This window comes from Bizionia sp. M204 (assembly GCF_023205095.1).
In the GTDB taxonomy this organism is placed as follows: domain Bacteria; phylum Bacteroidota; class Bacteroidia; order Flavobacteriales; family Flavobacteriaceae; genus Algorimicrobium; species Algorimicrobium hallyeonense.
Genome location: NZ_CP046242.1, coordinates 2,579,793 through 2,598,651, shown reverse-complemented (window position 1 = coordinate 2,598,651; position 18,859 = coordinate 2,579,793). Strand labels below are relative to the sequence as shown.

15 protein-coding genes are annotated in these 18,859 nt (G+C 34.4%); 10 read left to right on the top strand and 5 right to left on the bottom strand.

What is annotated here, in order from left to right:
- Position 1: 1 nt before the first annotated feature.
- From GMA17_RS12040 to GMA17_RS12025, 4 genes are read right to left on the bottom strand one after another with little or no spacing between them, the layout of a single operon-like run.
- The gene (locus GMA17_RS12040; RefSeq protein WP_248396510.1) at positions 2 to 565 is read right to left on the bottom strand and encodes a 5-formyltetrahydrofolate cyclo-ligase; all 564 of its coding nucleotides are present in this window, start codon (positions 563 to 565) and stop codon (positions 2 to 4) included.
- Complete coding sequence (locus GMA17_RS12035; RefSeq protein WP_248396508.1) at positions 552 to 1,550, bottom strand: succinylglutamate desuccinylase/aspartoacylase family protein; 999 nt, start codon at positions 1,548 to 1,550, stop codon at positions 552 to 554. Before GMA17_RS12035 ends, GMA17_RS12040 begins: the two co-directional genes overlap by 14 nt.
- A gap of 2 nt (positions 1,551 to 1,552) precedes the next feature.
- Complete coding sequence (gene rimK / locus GMA17_RS12030) at positions 1,553 to 2,428, bottom strand: 30S ribosomal protein S6--L-glutamate ligase (RefSeq protein WP_066249427.1); 876 nt, start codon at positions 2,426 to 2,428, stop codon at positions 1,553 to 1,555.
- Positions 2,425 to 2,850 (bottom strand): RimK/LysX family protein, encoded by a 426-nt coding sequence (locus tag GMA17_RS12025; RefSeq protein WP_248396506.1) that lies wholly within the window; start codon positions 2,848 to 2,850, stop codon positions 2,425 to 2,427. Before GMA17_RS12025 ends, rimK begins: the two co-directional genes overlap by 4 nt.
- 134 nt (positions 2,851 to 2,984) lie before the next feature.
- Here GMA17_RS12025 and uvrC point away from each other — a divergent pair, with 134 nt between their 5' ends.
- The 10 genes from uvrC (at position 2,985) to GMA17_RS11975 (ending at position 17,690) form a co-directional block, all read left to right on the top strand.
- A complete protein-coding gene (gene uvrC / locus GMA17_RS12020; RefSeq protein ID WP_248396504.1) occupies positions 2,985 to 4,778 on the top strand; it encodes an excinuclease ABC subunit UvrC in 1,794 nt (597 codons plus the stop codon).
- A complete protein-coding gene (locus GMA17_RS12015) occupies positions 4,775 to 7,006 on the top strand; it encodes a patatin-like phospholipase family protein (RefSeq protein ID WP_248396502.1) in 2,232 nt (743 codons plus the stop codon). The genes uvrC and GMA17_RS12015 overlap by 4 nt, the downstream gene beginning before the upstream one ends.
- A gap of 250 nt (positions 7,007 to 7,256) precedes the next feature.
- A complete protein-coding gene (locus tag GMA17_RS12010) occupies positions 7,257 to 8,417 on the top strand; it encodes a homogentisate 1,2-dioxygenase (protein WP_248396500.1) in 1,161 nt (386 codons plus the stop codon).
- Positions 8,418 to 8,503: 86 nt separating this feature from the next.
- The gene (gene hppD / locus GMA17_RS12005; RefSeq protein WP_248396498.1) at positions 8,504 to 9,667 is read left to right on the top strand and encodes a 4-hydroxyphenylpyruvate dioxygenase; all 1,164 of its coding nucleotides are present in this window, start codon (positions 8,504 to 8,506) and stop codon (positions 9,665 to 9,667) included.
- 140 nt (positions 9,668 to 9,807) lie between these two features.
- On the top strand, positions 9,808 to 10,590 hold the full coding sequence (locus tag GMA17_RS12000; protein WP_248396496.1) for a DUF3108 domain-containing protein: 783 nt from the start codon (positions 9,808 to 9,810) through the stop codon (positions 10,588 to 10,590).
- 4 nt (positions 10,591 to 10,594) lie between these two features.
- Positions 10,595 to 11,512, top strand: coding sequence for a tryptophan 2,3-dioxygenase family protein (locus GMA17_RS11995; RefSeq protein ID WP_066249443.1), 918 nt, complete (start codon positions 10,595 to 10,597; stop codon positions 11,510 to 11,512).
- Positions 11,470 to 12,780, top strand: a complete 1,311-nt coding sequence (locus GMA17_RS11990; RefSeq protein WP_248396494.1) for a peptidoglycan DD-metalloendopeptidase family protein — start codon at positions 11,470 to 11,472, stop codon at positions 12,778 to 12,780. Before GMA17_RS11995 ends, GMA17_RS11990 begins: the two co-directional genes overlap by 43 nt.
- A 4-nt stretch (positions 12,781 to 12,784) precedes the next feature.
- Positions 12,785 to 14,425: a glucose-6-phosphate isomerase gene (pgi, locus tag GMA17_RS11985; protein ID WP_248396492.1), complete on the top strand. Its 1,641-nt coding sequence runs from the start codon at positions 12,785 to 12,787 to the stop codon at positions 14,423 to 14,425.
- 165 nt (positions 14,426 to 14,590) lie between these two features.
- Positions 14,591 to 17,149 (top strand): carboxypeptidase-like regulatory domain-containing protein, encoded by a 2,559-nt coding sequence (locus GMA17_RS11980; protein WP_248396490.1) that lies wholly within the window; start codon positions 14,591 to 14,593, stop codon positions 17,147 to 17,149.
- Positions 17,150 to 17,249: 100 nt separating this feature from the next.
- Complete coding sequence (locus GMA17_RS11975) at positions 17,250 to 17,690, top strand: hypothetical protein (protein ID WP_248396488.1); 441 nt, start codon at positions 17,250 to 17,252, stop codon at positions 17,688 to 17,690.
- A 75-nt stretch (positions 17,691 to 17,765) separates the two neighbouring features.
- Here the strand turns inward: GMA17_RS11975 and GMA17_RS11970 are convergent, their stop codons facing one another.
- Positions 17,766 to 18,815: an endonuclease/exonuclease/phosphatase family protein gene (locus GMA17_RS11970; protein ID WP_248396486.1), complete on the bottom strand. Its 1,050-nt coding sequence runs from the start codon at positions 18,813 to 18,815 to the stop codon at positions 17,766 to 17,768.
- Positions 18,816 to 18,859: the final 44 nt, after the last annotated feature.

The window sequence follows — 18,859 nt, the reverse complement described above, 5'->3', positions numbered from 1 at the left end:
GCTAAAACTGATAGGTTTTAGTTGGTGTGACACAAAAATCCAGTGGCACATCGTTTTCAAAAATGCCTTCAATCTGGTTTTCGGCTTCAAAAAAAGAAAGCCCTATTTTAATCGTTTCGGGTTTGCAATCTTTCAGAAAACCATCATAAAAACCTTTTCCGTAACCTACACGATGGCCTTGTTTATCAAATGCTAATAACGGAATAAACACGACATCTATAACACGGGAAGCTATCGGAATTCCATTAACAGGTTCTGGAATGTTATAGGCGTTTTTTTTAATAATTGTAGCATCGGTCAATAAATAATGCGATAATTCAGTGGTTTGAAAATCACTTTTTGAAATGATTGTATGTTTATCTTTTCCCGAAAGAATACTTATAATATAATCTGTGTTAATTTCTTTTTGTTCGGTAATAGACAGAAATATATGGTAGTATAAACGCTCCCAAATTGGCATTTCTAAAAGATTGTTTGCAATTTGAAGGCTTAAATCGTCAATCGTTTCTAATGAAAGTGCTTGCCGCTTTTGTTTGTAGATTTTTCGTAATTCAGACTTCGTCATTTTCAACCTGTTTAACATGATGCTGCTTTAAACGAGCTGTAATATGAAATAAGGCATCACCTTGATAAACCAATGGCGATTCGTTCACATTAATTATATATCCCGAACTATTAGCACGTACAAAATGATTAAACTTGCCGTAAGGATCGGTAATATTTCCAAGTATATCATCTTTTTTTACTTTGGTCCCCGTAGCAACCGAAGCTTTAAACATCCCCGAATAATTGGCGCGTTGCCATTTACTAGCCATAATAAACACAGGTTTTTGTTTGGGTTCGGTTACTTTAAATTTAGAACCCAGCATGCCCAAACTATGTAAAACCCGTTTGGCACCATTTACGCCTGTATTAGTAATATTTACATCTATGTGATGTGATTTTCCGCCTTCAAATAATAAGGTAGCAATTCCAGCTTTATAAGCCGTTTCTCTAAATGATTTTTTTAAGTTTTTAGAATACAAAACAAAGGGTGCTCCAAAGGTTTTTGCTAAAGCGTCTAGTCTGTTGCTGTTTTTAGCAATACGTACTTGCGGTGCATTAAAACGACCAGCGCCTCCCGTATGAAAATCAAGGACATAATCGGCTTGATTAAGCACTTCATTTACTAGTTTATAAGCAACCCGACTGGCTAAAGATCCGTTTTTTAAACCAGGAAAAACCCGATTTAAATCGCGACCATCAGGAAACTCTCGACTTAAATTTATAAACCCAAAAATATTAATAATAGGTATGCAAATAATTGTTCCACATTTTGGTTTATTGATGCCTTTTGCAATGAGTTGACGCACAATTTCAATACCATTTAACTCGTCTCCATGAATACCAGCCGTAAGTAGAACGGTTGGCCCTGTTTTTTTAGCACGCTCAATAATTATAGGAACATCAATAGAGGATGCTGTGTGTAGTTTAGCCACATCAAAATTAAGCTCGTAGCTTTTGCCTGGCTCAATGTTTTCACCCAAAATGGTTATGATTTTTTGCGACATATTTATTTTTTGTTTCGCTCAATAAACGAAATAATCGCTTTGGCAATGTTCTTTCCCGTTGCATCTTCAATACCTTCCAATCCTGGCGTCGAGTTTACTTCCAATAATAAAGGGCCTCTAGATGATTGTAGCATATCCACACCACAAACCGGTAATTTTAAAGCACGAGCAGATTCCATAGCTAAACGCAATTCGTCTTCGCTTAATTTGATAATATTGGCTGAACCACCTCTGTGTAAATTAGAACGAAACTCGCCTTCTTTACCTTGTCGTTTCATGGCGCCAACTACTTGGCCATCTACGACCAATGCACGTAAATCAGCACCTTTGGCTTCTTTTATAAATTCTTGAACAATAACGCGCGCCTCCAAGCCATTGAATGCTTCTAACACAGATTCGGCTGCATTTTTAGTTTCAGCTAAAACCACACCCAAACCTTGTGTTCCTTCTAATAACTTTATAATTACTGGCGCACCACCAACATGAGCAAGCACTTCTTTGGCATCACGTGAGTAGTTTGTAAAAACAGTTTTTGGCATGCCAATTCCAGCTTTACTTAAAAGTTGTAGACTTTTTAGCTTGTCGCGAGAACGTAAAATAGAACCAGACGAAACGATAGAGAATGCGCCCATCATTTCAAATTGTCTTACAACGGCACAACCATAAAAGGTAATAGACGCACCAATTCTTGGAATAATAGCATCCACATAATCCAGATAACGGTCTTTATAATATATGGTTGGTTTTTCTTTTTCTATAATGATATCGCACTTTAATGGGTCGATAACTTCAACGCGATGATCGCGTTTTTTTGCTTCCTCAACCAAACGTTGTGTTGAATATAAATGTGGGTTCCTAGATAGGATAACTATGTTCATGATTGTTTTTTATTAAATGATAGATTTTGCAAGTCCACGTCCACCAGAAATTTTTTAGCTAAAAATTGTCTGCCAATTAATACGGGAAATCGCATATCATCTCGCGTGCTTAAAGTTAAGTTAATCTTATATGTTTTTCCAAAGAATATGACTTCAGATTTAATTTTGAATCTATTTTCCTTATACCCATTACTACTTTTTACATCCGTTTGGGTGTACTCTGTAAATACCACTTCCTTACCACTAAAGTTTGGATGGCCCTTGCTGTAAAATTTACAACGCAAGGTGTTATTTTCCTCAACTATTTTAGAACAATGAATAGCAGATGTGTATGCACCTGTATCTATTTTAGCATCAATTTCAAATAAATTAAGTAATGGAAAGTCTATTTTATCAACCCTTCCTATGAGTTGTTTTGTCATGTTTCAATTTTTTAAAAAAGTGGCACAAGTTAGTGAAATGGTCATTTTTTCAATACATTTTATATTTAAAAATTATTAGGTTTTTATTAATCGAATATAACTTAAAAAATATAGAAATAAGTACCTTTGAAGATATGCCTAAAACTGCTTTAGAAATACAATTAAAAACCTTACCAAATGAGCCTGGTGTTTATCAATATTATGATAGCGAAGGTAAGATTTTATATGTAGGTAAAGCAAAGAATTTAAAAAAACGCGTGAGTTCATATTTTACCAAAACGCATGATAGTGGTAAAACACGCGTTTTGGTAAAAAAAATTGCGAGTATTAAGCATATAGTTGTTAATACCGAAACGGATGCCTTATTGTTGGAAAACAATCTGATAAAAAAGTACCGGCCACGTTATAATGTATTGCTGAAAGATGATAAATCGTATCCTTGGATTTGTATCAAAAACGAACGTTTTCCACGTGTATTTTCTACCAGACGGGTTATTAAAGATGGTTCGGAATATTTTGGGCCATATACCAGTATGAAAACGGTTTCAACCTTATTGGATTTAATTCGTGGATTGTTTTTATTACGAACCTGTACTTACGATTTATCACCTGAAAAAATAAGCGCCGGAAAATATAAAGTCTGTTTAGAATACCATTTAGGAAATTGTAAAGGGCCCTGTGAAGGCCTTCAAACGGAAGCCTCATATCAAGATAATATTGCGTCCATAAAGGAAATTCTGAAAGGAAATTTTAAAACCTCTCTGGTGCAATTTAAAAGTCAAATGAAGGAATTGGCGGCCAACATGCAATTTGAAGAGGCCCAAATAATTAAAGAGAAAATAAATGTGCTTGAAAATTACCAAGCCAAATCCACCATTGTAAACCCAAAAATTAGCAATGTGGATGTCTTTTCAATTATGAGTGATGAAGGTTATGGTTATATTAATTTTTTGCAGATTTCTTATGGTTCCATTATTCGCTCGCATACATTAGAAATTAAGAAGAAATTGGATGAAACTGATAAGGAGTTGTTAGAATTGGCAATTACCGAAATTCGTCAACGTTTTAATTCCAATTCCAAAGAACTTTACGTGCCATTTAACGTTGATTTAGGTGAAGAATTAAAAATAACTATTCCTAAATTAGGCGATAAAAAGCATATATTAGATTTATCGCTTCGGAATGCGAAATATTACCGCATGGAACGCTTTAAGCAAGTAAAAATAACCGATCCTGATAGACATGTAAATCGTATTATGGCGCAAATGAAATCTGATTTACGCTTAACTGAAGAACCTAGGCATATCGAATGTTTTGACAACTCCAATATTCAAGGAACGCATCCTGTTGCCGCTTGTGTGGTTTTTAAAAATGGAAAACCTAGCAAAAAGGATTACAGACATTTTAATATTAAAACCGTTGAAGGTCCAGATGATTTCGCATCTATGGAAGAAGTGGTTTTTAGGCGCTACAAACGTCTGCTAGATGAAGATCAATCCTTGCCACAGCTTATTATAATTGATGGAGGTAAGGGGCAATTATCATCTGCTTTAAAAAGTTTGGATGCTTTAAATTTACGAGGAAAAATTGCGATAATCGGAATTGCGAAGCGTTTGGAAGAATTATTCTATCCGGATGACCCAATTCCCTTATATTTAGATAAAAAAAGTGAAACCCTGAAAATTATTCAGCAATTACGAAATGAAGCACACCGTTTTGGAATTGAACATCACAGAAATAAACGGAGTAAAACAGCGTTAAATACCGAGTTAGAAACGATTCCGGGTATTGGCGAAAAAACAATTGTAGATTTATTAAAACATTTTAAATCAGTTAAACGGGTTTCAGAAGCAACAAAACAAGAATTGGAAGCTTTGGTTGGTGTGGCACGTGCCAGCAAAATTTATAATTATTATCACAACTTATGAAGTATACATTAATAGTCTTTTGTTTTTTCATCTTCATAACCGGTTTTTCACAAAATCAGGATTCCACGGTAGACCCTAAAGTCGGTTTGGTTTTAAGTGGTGGTGGAGCCAAAGGCTTGGCACATATTGGTGTTTTAAAAGTGATAGATAGTTTAGGGATTCGTATAGATTATGTGGCAGGAACTAGTATGGGAGCTATTATTGGATCCTTATATGCCGCTGGGTATTCAGGAAAGCAAATAGATACAATTTTCCGGGATGTGGATTTTGATAAGATTATTAATGATAATTTGCCGCGAGCCGCTAAAACATTTTATGAGCGTGATAATTCTGAAAAATACGCCCTTACTTTACCTTTTGATAAATTTAAATTAAAATTACCATCTGCCTTATCTAGAGGTCAAAATACATTAAGTTTACTATCAAAACTAACCTTGCATGTAAGTGATGTAGAAGACTTCAGTAAATTGCCAATACCATTTTTCTGTATTGCAACCAATGTAGAAACAGGACAAGCCGTAGTTTTAGATAAAGGAAGTTTAGCGCAATCCATTGTGGCCAGTGGAGCTTTTCCATCTTTATTTCAACCGGTAATTATAGACGACCAAATATTAATAGATGGTGGTGTGGTAAATAATTATCCCATTGATGAGTTAAAAGCTAAAGGCATGGATATTATTATTGGTGTGGATGTTCAGGATGATTTAGCAACGCGCGAAGAATTGCGCTCTGCTCCAGATATTATACTTCAAATTAATAATTATCGGACCATTAACGATATGAAGTTGAAATCTAAAAAAACGGATATTTATATTAAACCGGATATTACGGACTATACCGTTATATCATTTAGTGATGGCAGTAAAATTATTGAAAATGGTGAGCTAGCCACAAAAAAGAAAATTGCCGATCTAAATAAAATAGTTAATCAGCAGGTAGTCAAACCCAAGAAAGCTACTGTTATTAAGGTTATTGATAGTATTCGGGTGAATACCATTAATATTTCTGGGAATGAAAAATACTCGCGCGCCTACGTTATTGGTAAATTGAAAATTAAACCAGAAAAGAAAATTGAGTATACCACTTTTGTAGAGGGTGTTAATAATTTGGCAGCAACCAATAATTTTGCTTCTGTTGTTTACCAATTGCATCCTACGGAAAACGAGCAAGAATATGATTTAGATGTATCCGTATTAGAAACCCAAACACGAACATTTTTCAAGGTAGGCTTGCATTATGACGATCTTTATAAAACAGGTGTCTTACTAAATTTAACCAGAAAACGCTTATTACTTAATGATGATGTTGCTTCTTTAGACTTTGTATTGGGCGATAATATTCGGTATAATTTTGAATATTATATAGACAAAGGTTTTTATTGGAGTATTGGAATTACATCACGCTACAACCAATTTAAAAAGAATGTTCCAGCTACATCCTTACTGTCCGATGAAGATTTGATGGGTATAAATGTTAATAAATTAGATGTTGAAATAGATGACTTTACCAATCAGTTTTATGCGCAGACTTTATTGGGTAATGATTTTGCACTAACTTTAGGAGCAGAACACAAACGGTTTAAACTTACTACAGAAACTATTTTAACCTTAAGTAACAAAGAGGAAACAACGTTTGATAATAGTGATTATTTAAGTGTTTACGGGAAATTGAAGCTAGATACTTATGACAATAAATACTTTCCAAATGAAGGCTTTCTCTTTGATGGAGACTTTCATTTGTATTTATACTCGTCAGATTTCAACAATAGCTTTTCAGAATTTTCTATAGGTAAGGCTACTATGGGGTATGCTAAAAGTTTCGGTAAATTTTCCGGAAACATAACCACACAAGGTGGCTTTAAAATAGGAGAGGATACCTCGCCATATTTAGATTTTGTTCTTGGAGGTTATGGGAATAATTTCATAAATAATTTCACCTCGTTTTATGGGTATGATTATTTGTCTATCCCCGGAAATAGCTTTGTAAAAGCAGCGCTCACTATAGACTATGAGTTGTTTAAAAACCATCATATTATTGGAGCAGCAAATTTTGCAAATGTTGCTGATAATATTTTCGATTCAGGTGAATGGTTTACAACGCCAAACTATACGGGTTATGCCATTGGTTATTCTATGCAAACATTTATTGGACCTATAGAAGCTAAATACACATGGTCCCCAGAGGTGAAAAAAAGTATCTGGTTTTTTAATTTAGGTTTCTGGTTTTAAAGACCTTTTGGATTTTAATATTATGTCATATTTTTTTTCGATATTTGTAAAACAATGACACATTTTTGGATTGACTTATTAGCCCATCTTCAGTTTCTTATTAAAAGAAATCCAGAATAATCTGCACGTTTGCAAAGTTTTCAAATCCGAGCTTTATCGGTATAATCACATTTATTTTAGTATCTTTATGTAGTTTATAATGTGGTGTTATTTCAAAAGAACTAACGCCCAATTTAAAAATAATTAAAACATGCCTTTTTATCATAAATTAGGGAAAATTCCGCCCAAACGCCATACCCAATTTAGGAAGTCGGATGGTAGCCTGTATTACGAACAACTTTTTGGTACTGTTGGTTTTGATGGAATGTCCACAAATTCTTACCATGAACAGCGCCCAACACAAGTAAAAGAAATAAAAAAGCAATATAGTGTTGCGCCAAAAATAGCCAAAAAAAATAGCATTCAGTCTTATCGTTTTAGAGGTTTTCAAGTAAAACCGGAAAATGATTTTTTGGACAGTAGAAAAACAGTTTTAATCAATAGCGATTGTCGTATAATTTTAGCAGCACCAAAACAATCTACGAAGGATTATTTTTATAAAAATTCAGATTCGGATGAGCTTATTTTTGTTCACAAAGGGACAGGAAAACTGCGTACGATGCTTGGTAATCTAGATTTTAAATACGGAGATTATCTCGTCATTCCGCGTGGTATTATTTACAAAATAGATTTTGATACGGAAGACAATCGTCTCTTTATTGTGGAGTCCAAACATCCCATCTATACACCAAAACGCTACAGAAATTGGTTTGGTCAATTATTAGAGCATTCGCCATTTTGCGAACGGGATTTAAGACAGCCTCAAGAGCTTGAAACTTATAATGAATCAGGTGATTTTTTAATAAAAGTTAAAAAACAAGACGATATTTTTGAAATGGTTTATGCCTCACACCCTTTTGATGTTGTAGGTTATGATGGTTTCAATTATCCATATGCATTTTCAATTCACGATTTCGAACCGATAACAGGTCGTATTCATCAGCCGCCTCCGGTGCATCAAACATTTGAAACAGCGGCTTTTGTAGTATGTAGTTTTGTGCCACGCCTGTATGATTATCATCCAGATGCCGTACCTGCGCCATACAATCATAGCAATATAGATAGTGATGAGGTGTTGTATTATGTGGATGGCGATTTTATGAGTCGAAATGATATTGATACAGGTCATATTTCCTTGCATCCAGCAGGAATTCCACATGGTCCTCACCCAGGAGCAGCAGAGCGTAGTATAGGAAAAACTGAAACCGAAGAATTAGCCGTTATGGTAGATACCTTCAAGCCATTGCAAGTCACTGAAGAAGCTATGAAAATTGCTGATGAAGATTATTATAAGTCATGGTTGGAACATTAATAAATTAGAAGTAAAACAAAGTTATAACAACATAAAATACAAGCGTTACCAATTAACTGGCTTAACGCAGTAAAAAATACCGAATTATGAGTAAAAAAGAGATAAAATCAGTAGAATACGGATTGGAAAAAATATTTGATGACGCGCAAGACTTTCTGCCATTATTAGGGACCGATTATGTGGAGTTTTACGTTGGTAACGCCAAGCAAGCAGCTCATTTTTATAAAACAGCCTTCGGTTTTCAATCATATGCATATCGTGGATTGGAAACAGGATCTAGAGATAAGGTTAGTTACGTATTAAAGCAAGATAAAATCCGTTTAGTTTTAACCACGCCTTTAACAAGTTCATCACCCATTAACGATCATATTGTAAAACATGGTGATGGTGTAAAAGTTGTTGCTTTATGGGTAGATGATGCCAGAAGTGCTTATGAAGAAACGACCAAACGTGGTGCTAAATCTTATCTGGAACCAACCGTTGAAAAAGACGAACATGGTGAAGTAGTTCGTGCTGGAATTTATACCTACGGAGAAACCGTACATATGTTTGTGGAACGTAAAAATTACAACGGGAAGTTTCTGCCAGGTTATGTAGAATGGAAATCCGACTATAACCCAAAAGCAACCGGTTTAAAATTTATAGACCACATGGTTGGCAACGTAGGTTGGGGTGAAATGAATACTTGGGTAAAATGGTATGAAGACGTTATGGGATTTGTTAATTTCTTGTCCTTTGATGATAAGCAAATCCACACGGAGTATTCGGCTTTAATGAGTAAGGTTATGAGTAATGGAAATGGTCGTATAAAATTCCCAATTAATGAACCTGCAAAAGGTAAAAAGAAATCACAAATTGAAGAGTATTTAGATTTTTATGAAGGACCAGGTGTTCAGCACATAGCCGTAGCAACGGATGATATTATTTCAACGGTTTCTGATTTGCGTTCTCGCGGTGTTGAGTTTTTATCCACACCTCCAGAATCCTATTATAAATCTGTACCTGGACGTTTAGAAGAATTTAGCCACGAATTACGTGAAGACATTGAAAAGCTAAAATCATTAGGCATTATGATTGATGCAGATGAAGAAGGTTACTTATTACAAATTTTCACCAAACCAGTTGAAGATAGACCAACTTTATTCTTTGAAATTATTCAACGTATGGGAGCCAAAGGTTTTGGAGCTGGAAACTTTAAAGCACTTTTTGAGTCTATAGAGCGTGAGCAGGCTTTAAGAGGAACGCTTTAATACCTAATACGTATATGAACATTATAAAAACTCTATCACAATTATCGATGGAGTTTTTTTGTATTATATTTTTGGAATACTATTTGTAATCTATAAGGAAAAACAACGTTATTGTTGTATTTACAATTAGAATTAAGCTTATGAAAAAAATACTTTTAACTATAATCGCCATTGTTTCCTTAAACACCGCATTTTCCCAAATAGAAAGTGCCTTTGATACAGGTGAATGGTTTCGATTTGAAATGAGTTATAGCGGATGGATGAAAGCCGGAGAAGCCACCCTTACCGTTAACGAATCTACGTATAAAAACAAACCCGTTTACCATGTAGTAGGCAAGGGCTGGACCACTGGAGCCGTTAGTTGGTTTTTTGCAGTGAAGGATAGGTACGAGAGTTATTTTGATAAAAAATTGAATGTGCCTTATAAGTTTATCAGAGATATTGATGAAGGTGGTCATACCAAGAATATTGAAATAGAATTCGACCAAAACAACCATAAGGCTCATGTAAATAACATAAAACATAATAAAAAAAAGACCTTTGATACAAAACCAAATATTCAAGATATGGTATCTACATTTTATTATTTGCGTAATAATCTGGATATTGAAAACTTGAAAATAAACGATGAAGTGGAGGTTAATATGTTTTTTGATGAAGAAAATTATGGTTTTAAATTGCGCTATCTAGGAACCGAAATAATTAATACCAATTTTGGAAAAGTAAACACCTTGAAATTTAGACCGTATGTAATGGCAGGTCGTGTTTTTAAAGAAGAAGAAAGCCTTACATTATGGGTTTCAAATGATAAAAATAGAATACCTTTACGTATTAAAGCCGATTTGGCTGTAGGTTCTTTAAGAGCGGATTTGGATGCTTTTAAAGGCTTAAAACACCCTTTTAATATTATAGTAAAAAATTAGTAGCATGAATACCGACATAACCAACCAACTAAAAGAAAAGTTTGATAATATAGGTCAAGATTTAGATGTACACTTACAAGGCTTGTTATATAGTAAGCCTATAAATTATTGGGATTACATTCAAACAGATGCACTTTTAGATTTACAAACGCAGCGTACCGTTTTACCAGATGAAATGGTATTTATCATGTATCATCAAATAAACGAATTACTGTTTAAAATGATTCTTTGGGAAATTGATCAGGTTGCAACTGCCGAAAAACTGACAGCCGATTTCTTTTCAACAAAATTAATGCGTGTAAGTCGGTATTTTGATATGCTAACCTCTTCCTTTGAAATTATGCGCGAAGGAATGGACGTAGAGCAGTACAATAAGTTTAGAACCACCTTAACGCCTGCAAGTGGTTTTCAAAGTGCCCAATACCGAAAAATTGAAATCTCATCTACAGAATTAATCAATTTAATAGATAATCGTTTTCGTGAAACTATAGACAGAAACACACCTTTTGAGCATGCTTTTGAGCATTTATACTGGCAAGCTGCAGGAAAAGACTACAAAACCGGTAAAAAAAGTTATTTATTAACAGTTTTTGAAGAACGATACAAAGAGGAATTTATTAGATTTGCGAAATTCTACAACACTAGTAATCTTTGGACCAAGTTTAAAGAATTGCCGGAAGCTGTTAGAACAAATAAAGATTTAGTAAATGCCATGCGTCATTATGACCATACCGTTAATATTAAATGGGTTATGGCACATTACAATACCGCCAATCATTATTTAAACATTGGTGGTAAAACTACAGAAGCAACAGGAGGAAGCGAATGGGTAAAATATATGCATCCAAAATATCAAAGACGAATATTTTTTCCAGAATTATGGAGCGAAAAAGAATTAGCAGAATGGGGAGAGAATGTATAATTCTTTTTGCCTTATTGTTTACATTAGTTAGCTGTAAGGACAACAAGCCAGAGCCTGTTTATGAAGATGAATTTGCAGCTATTATTCCACCAGAGGAACTGAAGGAATTTGGCTTTAACCTAAACGACTACGTTGTTAAACGCGATACCATTCGCAAAGGAGATAGCTTTGGTGTTATTATGGAACGTTACAAAGTGGGTTATCCTAAAATTTTTGAAATTGCAGAACAGACTAAAAATGATTTCGATATTAGAAAATTGCAATTAGGAAAACCATACACAGTTTTATGTTCTAAAGACTCGTTGCAACAAGCTCTTTCCTTTATTTATCAGCCTAATCGTGAAGAGTATGTGGTGCTAAATTTTAAAGATTCCATTCATGCTTTTACAAGTCGAAAGCCGATAACCTATGTTGAAAAGGAATTTGCTGGTGTTATTAATAGTGATTTGTCGCAAACACTTTCCGATGGTGGTAAAAGTCTAATTTTAGCCTATAAAATGTCTGATATTTACGCTTGGACCATTGATTTTACCAGACTTCAAAAAGGTGATCACTTCAAGATTATTTATACGGATAAGTATATTGATGATACTATTTATGCCGGAATTGACCATATTAAAGCCGCATATTTTGAGCATAAAAGTGAACCATTTTATGCGTTTGAATTTGAAACAGATACAGTAAAAGGATTACGCGATTACTTTAATGAAGAAGCTAAAAATTTACGTCGAGCCTTTTTAAAAGCTCCGGTGGAATACAAACGTATTTCATCTCGATATAATTTAAAAAGACGTATTGCGCTCTATGGAAATAAAATCAGACCTCATAAAGGAACCGATTTTGCTGCCAATATAGGAACGCCTATTCGTTCCACGGCTAATGGAACGGTTACCAAATCTGCTTACACAAGAGGGAATGGGAATTATGTAAAAATAAGACATAATTCAGCATACGAAACGCAGTATTTACATATGAAAAGCCAAAATGTAAAGGTTGGTCAATACGTAAAACAAGGAGATATAATTGGTTGGGTGGGAATGACTGGAAATACATCTGGTCCTCACGTGTGTTATCGTTTTTGGAAAAATGGAAAACAAGTAGATCCTTTCAAGCAAAAATTACCAGAAGCAGAACCAATTTCTGATAGCCTAAAAGCTAGGTATTTAGATTTCATTAAACCCTTAAAATTACAGTTGGACGCTATAAATGTTCAAAATTCTAATGGTTTAGAATCTACACCAGAAGATTTAATTACACAACTAGATTAAGCTTATGGCATTATCGAAAACGAATCCAACAACTACCAAGGCTTGGCAAAATCTTCGTGAGCATTTTTCAGAAACGAAAAACCTGAAAATGACAGATTTATTTGCTAATGATGATAGTCGGGCGGATACGTTTTCAATTGAATGGGATGATTTTTTGGTTGATTTTTCAAAAAATAGAATCACTGAAGAAACGTTAGATTTACTTCTAAAACTAGCCAAAGAAACGCATTTACAAGACGCTATTGAAAGTCAGTTTTCCGGTAAAAGCATTAATGAAACGGAAGATCGTGCTGTTTTGCACACTGCTTTAAGAGCGCCAGAAAATGCAACCGTTTTAGTAAATGGTGTTAATATTATTCCTCAAATATATCAAGCTAAGAAGCAAATACAATCGTTTACTAATCAAGTAATAAATGGTGAAGTTACGGGGTTTACGGGTAGGCCCTTTACGGATGTGGTAAACATTGGTATTGGCGGTTCAGATTTGGGGCCTGCTATGGTTGTTGAAGCTTTACAGTTCTACAAAAACCAATTAACGACGCATTTTGTTAGTAATGTAGATGGCGATCATGTTAATGAAATGATTCAAAAGCTGAACCCAGAAACCACGCTTTTCGTTATTGTTTCTAAAAGCTTTACAACACAAGAAACGCTTTCTAATGCTAACACTATTCGGGAATGGTTTTTAAAGTACGCTCCAGAACATTCCATAGCAAAACACTTTGTTGCTGTTTCTGCAAATGGTAAAGGTGTTCAAGAGTTTGGCATTCGCCCTGATAATATTTTTCCGATGTGGGATTGGGTTGGTGGCCGGTTTTCGTTGTGGAGCGCCGTGGGATTATCAATAAGTTTATCAGTAGGTTTTGATAATTTTGATAAGCTATTACAAGGCGCACATAAAATGGATGATCATTTTAAAACCGCACCTTTTAAGGAAAATATTCCAATTGTTTTAGCATTAATAAGTATATGGTACAACAATTTTTTTAATGCCGAAAGTGAGGCTGTTATTCCCTATACACAATATCTAAATCAGTTTGCTACCTATTTGCAGCAAGCTGTTATGGAAAGTAATGGGAAATCTGTTGATAGAAATGGACAGCCTTTAAATTACCAGACAGGAACGATAATCTGGGGAGAACCAGGAACGAACTCGCAACACGCCTTTTTTCAATTAATTCATCAAGGCACCAAACTAATTCCAGCCGATTTTATTGGCTTTGCGGAATCCCTTCATGAGAATAAAGATCATCAGGATAAATTGATTTCCAATTTCATAGCTCAAACAGAAGCATTAATGAAAGGGAAAACGGCAGCAGATGTTCTTGCGGAATATGAAAAGCAAGGCAAATCTTTAGGAAATATACAATCTTTGGTTCCATTTAAAGTATTTAAAGGGAATAATCCTACGAATACCATCTTCATAAAAAAGCTGACACCAGAGAGTTTAGGGAAGCTTATTGGTCTTTACGAACATAAAATATTTGTTCAAGGCATTGTTTGGAATATTTATAGTTATGATCAGTTTGGCGTGGAGTTCGGCAAGCAATTAGCTACAAATATTTTACAGGACATAAAAAATAACACTTTTGCCAATCATGATGCCTCCTCTGCCAAAATATTGAAGTATTATCTGAAAAAATAGTTTTTTTTGTTGAAAAGACTGTTAATAGCTTTATTTTTTATCATATTATTAACGTGTATTAAGTGTTATCTTCAGCTAAGCGTAAAAACTTAACCTTAAATTCATGTTAATATGCTTTAAAGGGTTAATTTTGCCGAAAATTTAAAAACCAATCTTTTTAATACAATGAAAAAAATTACAAGATTATTATTTTTAGCAGTAGCGATTTTGTTTACTGGTATGACAATGGCTCAAAGTACTGTATCAGGTACAATCATGGATGCCGAAATGAACGCGCCACTACCTGGTGCCAACATCATTGAAAAAGGTACTACCAACGGTGTGTCTTCTAATTTTGATGGAGAATTTACAATTACTACTAGCACGACAAATGCAACATTGGTAATTTCTTTTGTAGGTTACGGAACCAAAACTGTAACAGTAACAGGAAATCAAGATTTAGGTAATATTGTTTTAACTAGTGATAATACGTTAGAGGAAGTTGTTATTGTAGGATCTGGTGTTATTGATTTAGCCGAGGATAGAACAACACCAATTGCTGTTTCTACTATAAAGGCTTCAGAAATTCAACAAAAGGCGGGTAATTTTGATTTACCTGCATTATTAAAAACAACACCTTCTATTCAGGTTGTTCAAAATGGTGGATTTGGTGAGAGTCAAATGTTTTTACGTGGTTTCGACCAAACAAACACGGCTTTCTTATTAAATGGTCAACCAATTAATGGTATGGAAGATGGTAAGATGTATTGGTCTAACTGGCAGGGTGTAACGGAAGTTGCCAATGCTATTCAAGTACAACGTGGTTTAGGAGCATCAAAATTAGCTATCTCATCTGTTGGTGGTACGGTAAACATTGTTACTAAAACTATTGATAAAAAAGAAGGTGGTTTTGTAGAGCAGATGGTAGGAAATGATAACTACATCAAATCTACTGCCTATTTCTCAACAGGTGTGAGTGATAAGGGCTGGTCTTTTTCTGGATTATTAGGTCACTGGCAAGGTGATGGTTATGTAGATTATACCCAAGGTCAAGGTCAAACATACTTTTTATCTGTTGGTTACCAAGCTGGCGAAAATCACTCTTTAAACTTCTTATTAACTGGCGCGCCACAATGGCATGCAGCAGCAGGAGGAGCGCGTATTAGCGAATTTTTAGAAAGCGATAGAGGTAGACGTTATAATTCATGGAATTTTGACGGTGTGGATAGCCCAAATACATTACATGGTGGTGCATATCCAGGAGGTCGTAATATTTACCACAAACCAGTTGCTAACTTAAACTGGGATTGGACAATAAATGATAAATCATCTTTATCAACGGTGCTTTACGGTTCTATGGGTCGTGGTAGTTTTGCACAAGCAATTACGGACAGAAATACAGATGAGTTTTTGTATGTAAGAGGTTCAAATAATAACCACAACTGGGCTGGTTTAGTGACAAGCTATAACAATCAGTTAACAGAAAACTTAAATTTAAACATTGGTGCTGATGTCCGTTTGTATAATGGTTTTCACTTTAGAGATATTAGAGAATTTGTAAATCCTAACATAAATTCAGTAAGTGCTAATAGTGCCTATAATGGTGGAGATTATCAATTAACGGAAGCTGGTGGAATTAACCCATGGGAAGTGTTCTTTAATCCAAACACAGATCACACACAACGTTTTGGTTATGATTACGAAGAAAAAATTAATTATGCAGGTGTTTTTGGACAATTAGAATATGTTAAAGATAATTTTTCAGCCTTTTTTCAAGGTGCAGTATCTAACCAGTCTCACGTAAGAACAGAGTTTTTAAATGCCGAACTTGAAGGTGTTTCTGAAGATTCTGAAAAAGTGAATAATTTAGGTTTTAACCTAAAAGCTGGTGCGGCTTATGAAATTAGCTCAATGCATAAAGTATTTGCTAATGTTGGTTATTACTCACGTCAACCATTCCATGATACTCTATACCAAAACGATAGAAGTAGTAATGAGTTATTATCACCAGAAGCGGAAAATGAAGAAATTACTGGTTTCGAAGTTGGATACCAATTTAATGGTGGTCGTCGTATTTCTGCTAATTTAAATGCGTACCATACTACTTGGGATAATGTGGTTAAGTATAGAAGTAATGGTAGGGATGGTGTTGATTTCTTAAGTTTCCAAACACTAGGTGTAAAACAAGTACACTACGGTGTTGAACTTGAAGTAATGACACGTCCACTTGATAATTTAAGATTAAATGGATTCTTATCTTTAGGTGAATGGCAGTTTAAAGACAATGCTACTCAAAGAACATTTAATCAAGATGGTACTCAAATTGGTGATGACGAAGAAATCGTGATTGATGGTTTCAGTGTTGGTGAGGCTGCTCAAGTTACTGCTGGTATTAATGGTAGTTATGAGTTCTTACCTAGAACAAGTTTTGATGCTGCTTGGAATTGGAATAATGATATATTCTCTTCAGGTTCATTAGAATTAGCTCCACTTTCATTACCTTCTTATGATACAGTTGATGCTGGTTTTTCATATAAAATGTTAGTAGGTAAAAACAATCAGAAATCTATTCAATTCCGCTTGAACGTAAACAACGTTTTTGATGAAGTTTATTTAGAGGCTGTTAATGGAAATACACAAGCTTCTGCTAATCCTGAAGAAAATTATAAAGGTGTAAACACAAGTAATAATGGTCGTTTTGGTTACGGAAGAACTTGGAATACAAGTATCCGTTTTAACTTCTAATTACTATTAGATAATTTCTAAAACCGCTTCACAAACCGAAGCGGTTTTTTTGTACGCTTTATTTATTACATTTGTAATACTAACTATTAAACTTTAAAATATGTATAATACTATAAAAATGTTGCATTCAGGATGGGCTTATTTCGTGCTTTTAATCCTAGTTGTAGCTACTTTAAATGCCCTTGTAAAAGCCATGGCAGGAAAGGAATATTCGGCTAAAGATTTCAGAATGTCTTTATTTACCTTAATCGTATCACACATTCAATTACTTATAGGTATTGTATTCTATTTTGCAGCTGATTATATATCAATTATTAGCGAGATGGGCATGGGTGCCGTGATGAAAGATAGTACCTTACGCTCTAATATTGTAGAACATCCCTTAACCATGATTATTGCAGTAGCATTAATTACCATAGGGTATTCTAAACATAAAAAGAAACTAACCTCTAAAGCAAAATTCAGAATGATAGCTGTTTTTTACACGATAGCGTTAATCCTTATTTTGGCAAAAATTCCATGGAATGTCTGGATAGGTTAGAATCCTATAAATCCAATAAAAAAAGTGCCTTTAATAAATTTTAAAGGCACTTTTTTTATTGAGAAATGTATCTGTTTACTTCACTTCCTTAATTAAATATATAAAAGCTGGAAAGTGATCACTAAAGCCATCAGTAAAACCACCATCGGCAAAACTTCGTAAAGGATAACCTTTATACTTACCTCTCTTGTTTACTAAATAGTTTTTATTGAACACATGTGCCTGATAAAAACGTAAAGAACTGTAGTCTTTTTCTAAAAAAGGTTGTGTTATTAATACTTGGTCAAATAAACTCCAGCTGTCTCTATACGCATTAGATCCTACACCCATTTTAAACAGCTTTTCAAAAGGGTTGTAAATACCTTTAAGCTCAACATCCTCCTTGTCGCTTTTGGCTCCTAAAACCTTCTTTACACTCTCATTTGTTGGATCGTCATTTAAATCGCCCATTAGTATAATTTTAGCATACGGATCTAGTGTTTGTAGCGAGTCAATTATTTTTTTGCTCAATCCAGCAGCTGCAACACGTTTTGGTCTACTTCTGGCCTCACCACCACTTCTAGATGGCCAGTGATTAACAATAATATGAATCATTTCACCTTCTAATTTTCCACTTACTAAAAGTTGATCTCTTGTATAAACACGTTCGCGAGAATCATCATAAATAATTAACTCATGGTTACTGGTGTTAATAGGCGTGAAAAACTTCTTCTGATATAATAAACCAACATCAATGCCACGACGATCTGGTGAGTCATAATGCACAATGCCATAATCTTTAGAAATAAGTTGTGGATCATTAACCACATCCTCTAAAACATCTTGATTTTCAACCTCCGAAACACCAATAATAACAGGTGAATTTTTTGCAGTATCTGTACCAATATCAGCTAGTACACGTGCCATGTTAGATACTTTCTTTTTATAAATGTCACTTGTGTTAACCTTCATTTCCATAATGGGGCTAGCCTCATCATTTTTATTAGGATCATTAATGGTGTCAAATAAATTTTCTAGATTATAAAAGGCTACCGTATGAATTTTAAATTTTTTCCCATCTTGAGCCTTTGCAGTTATAGCAACGCATACAAGAACTATAGTGATCCAAACTTTGAGTTTTTTCATTAAATTGTGTGTTATGTTTAAGTTATGTTAATACAAATCTTACG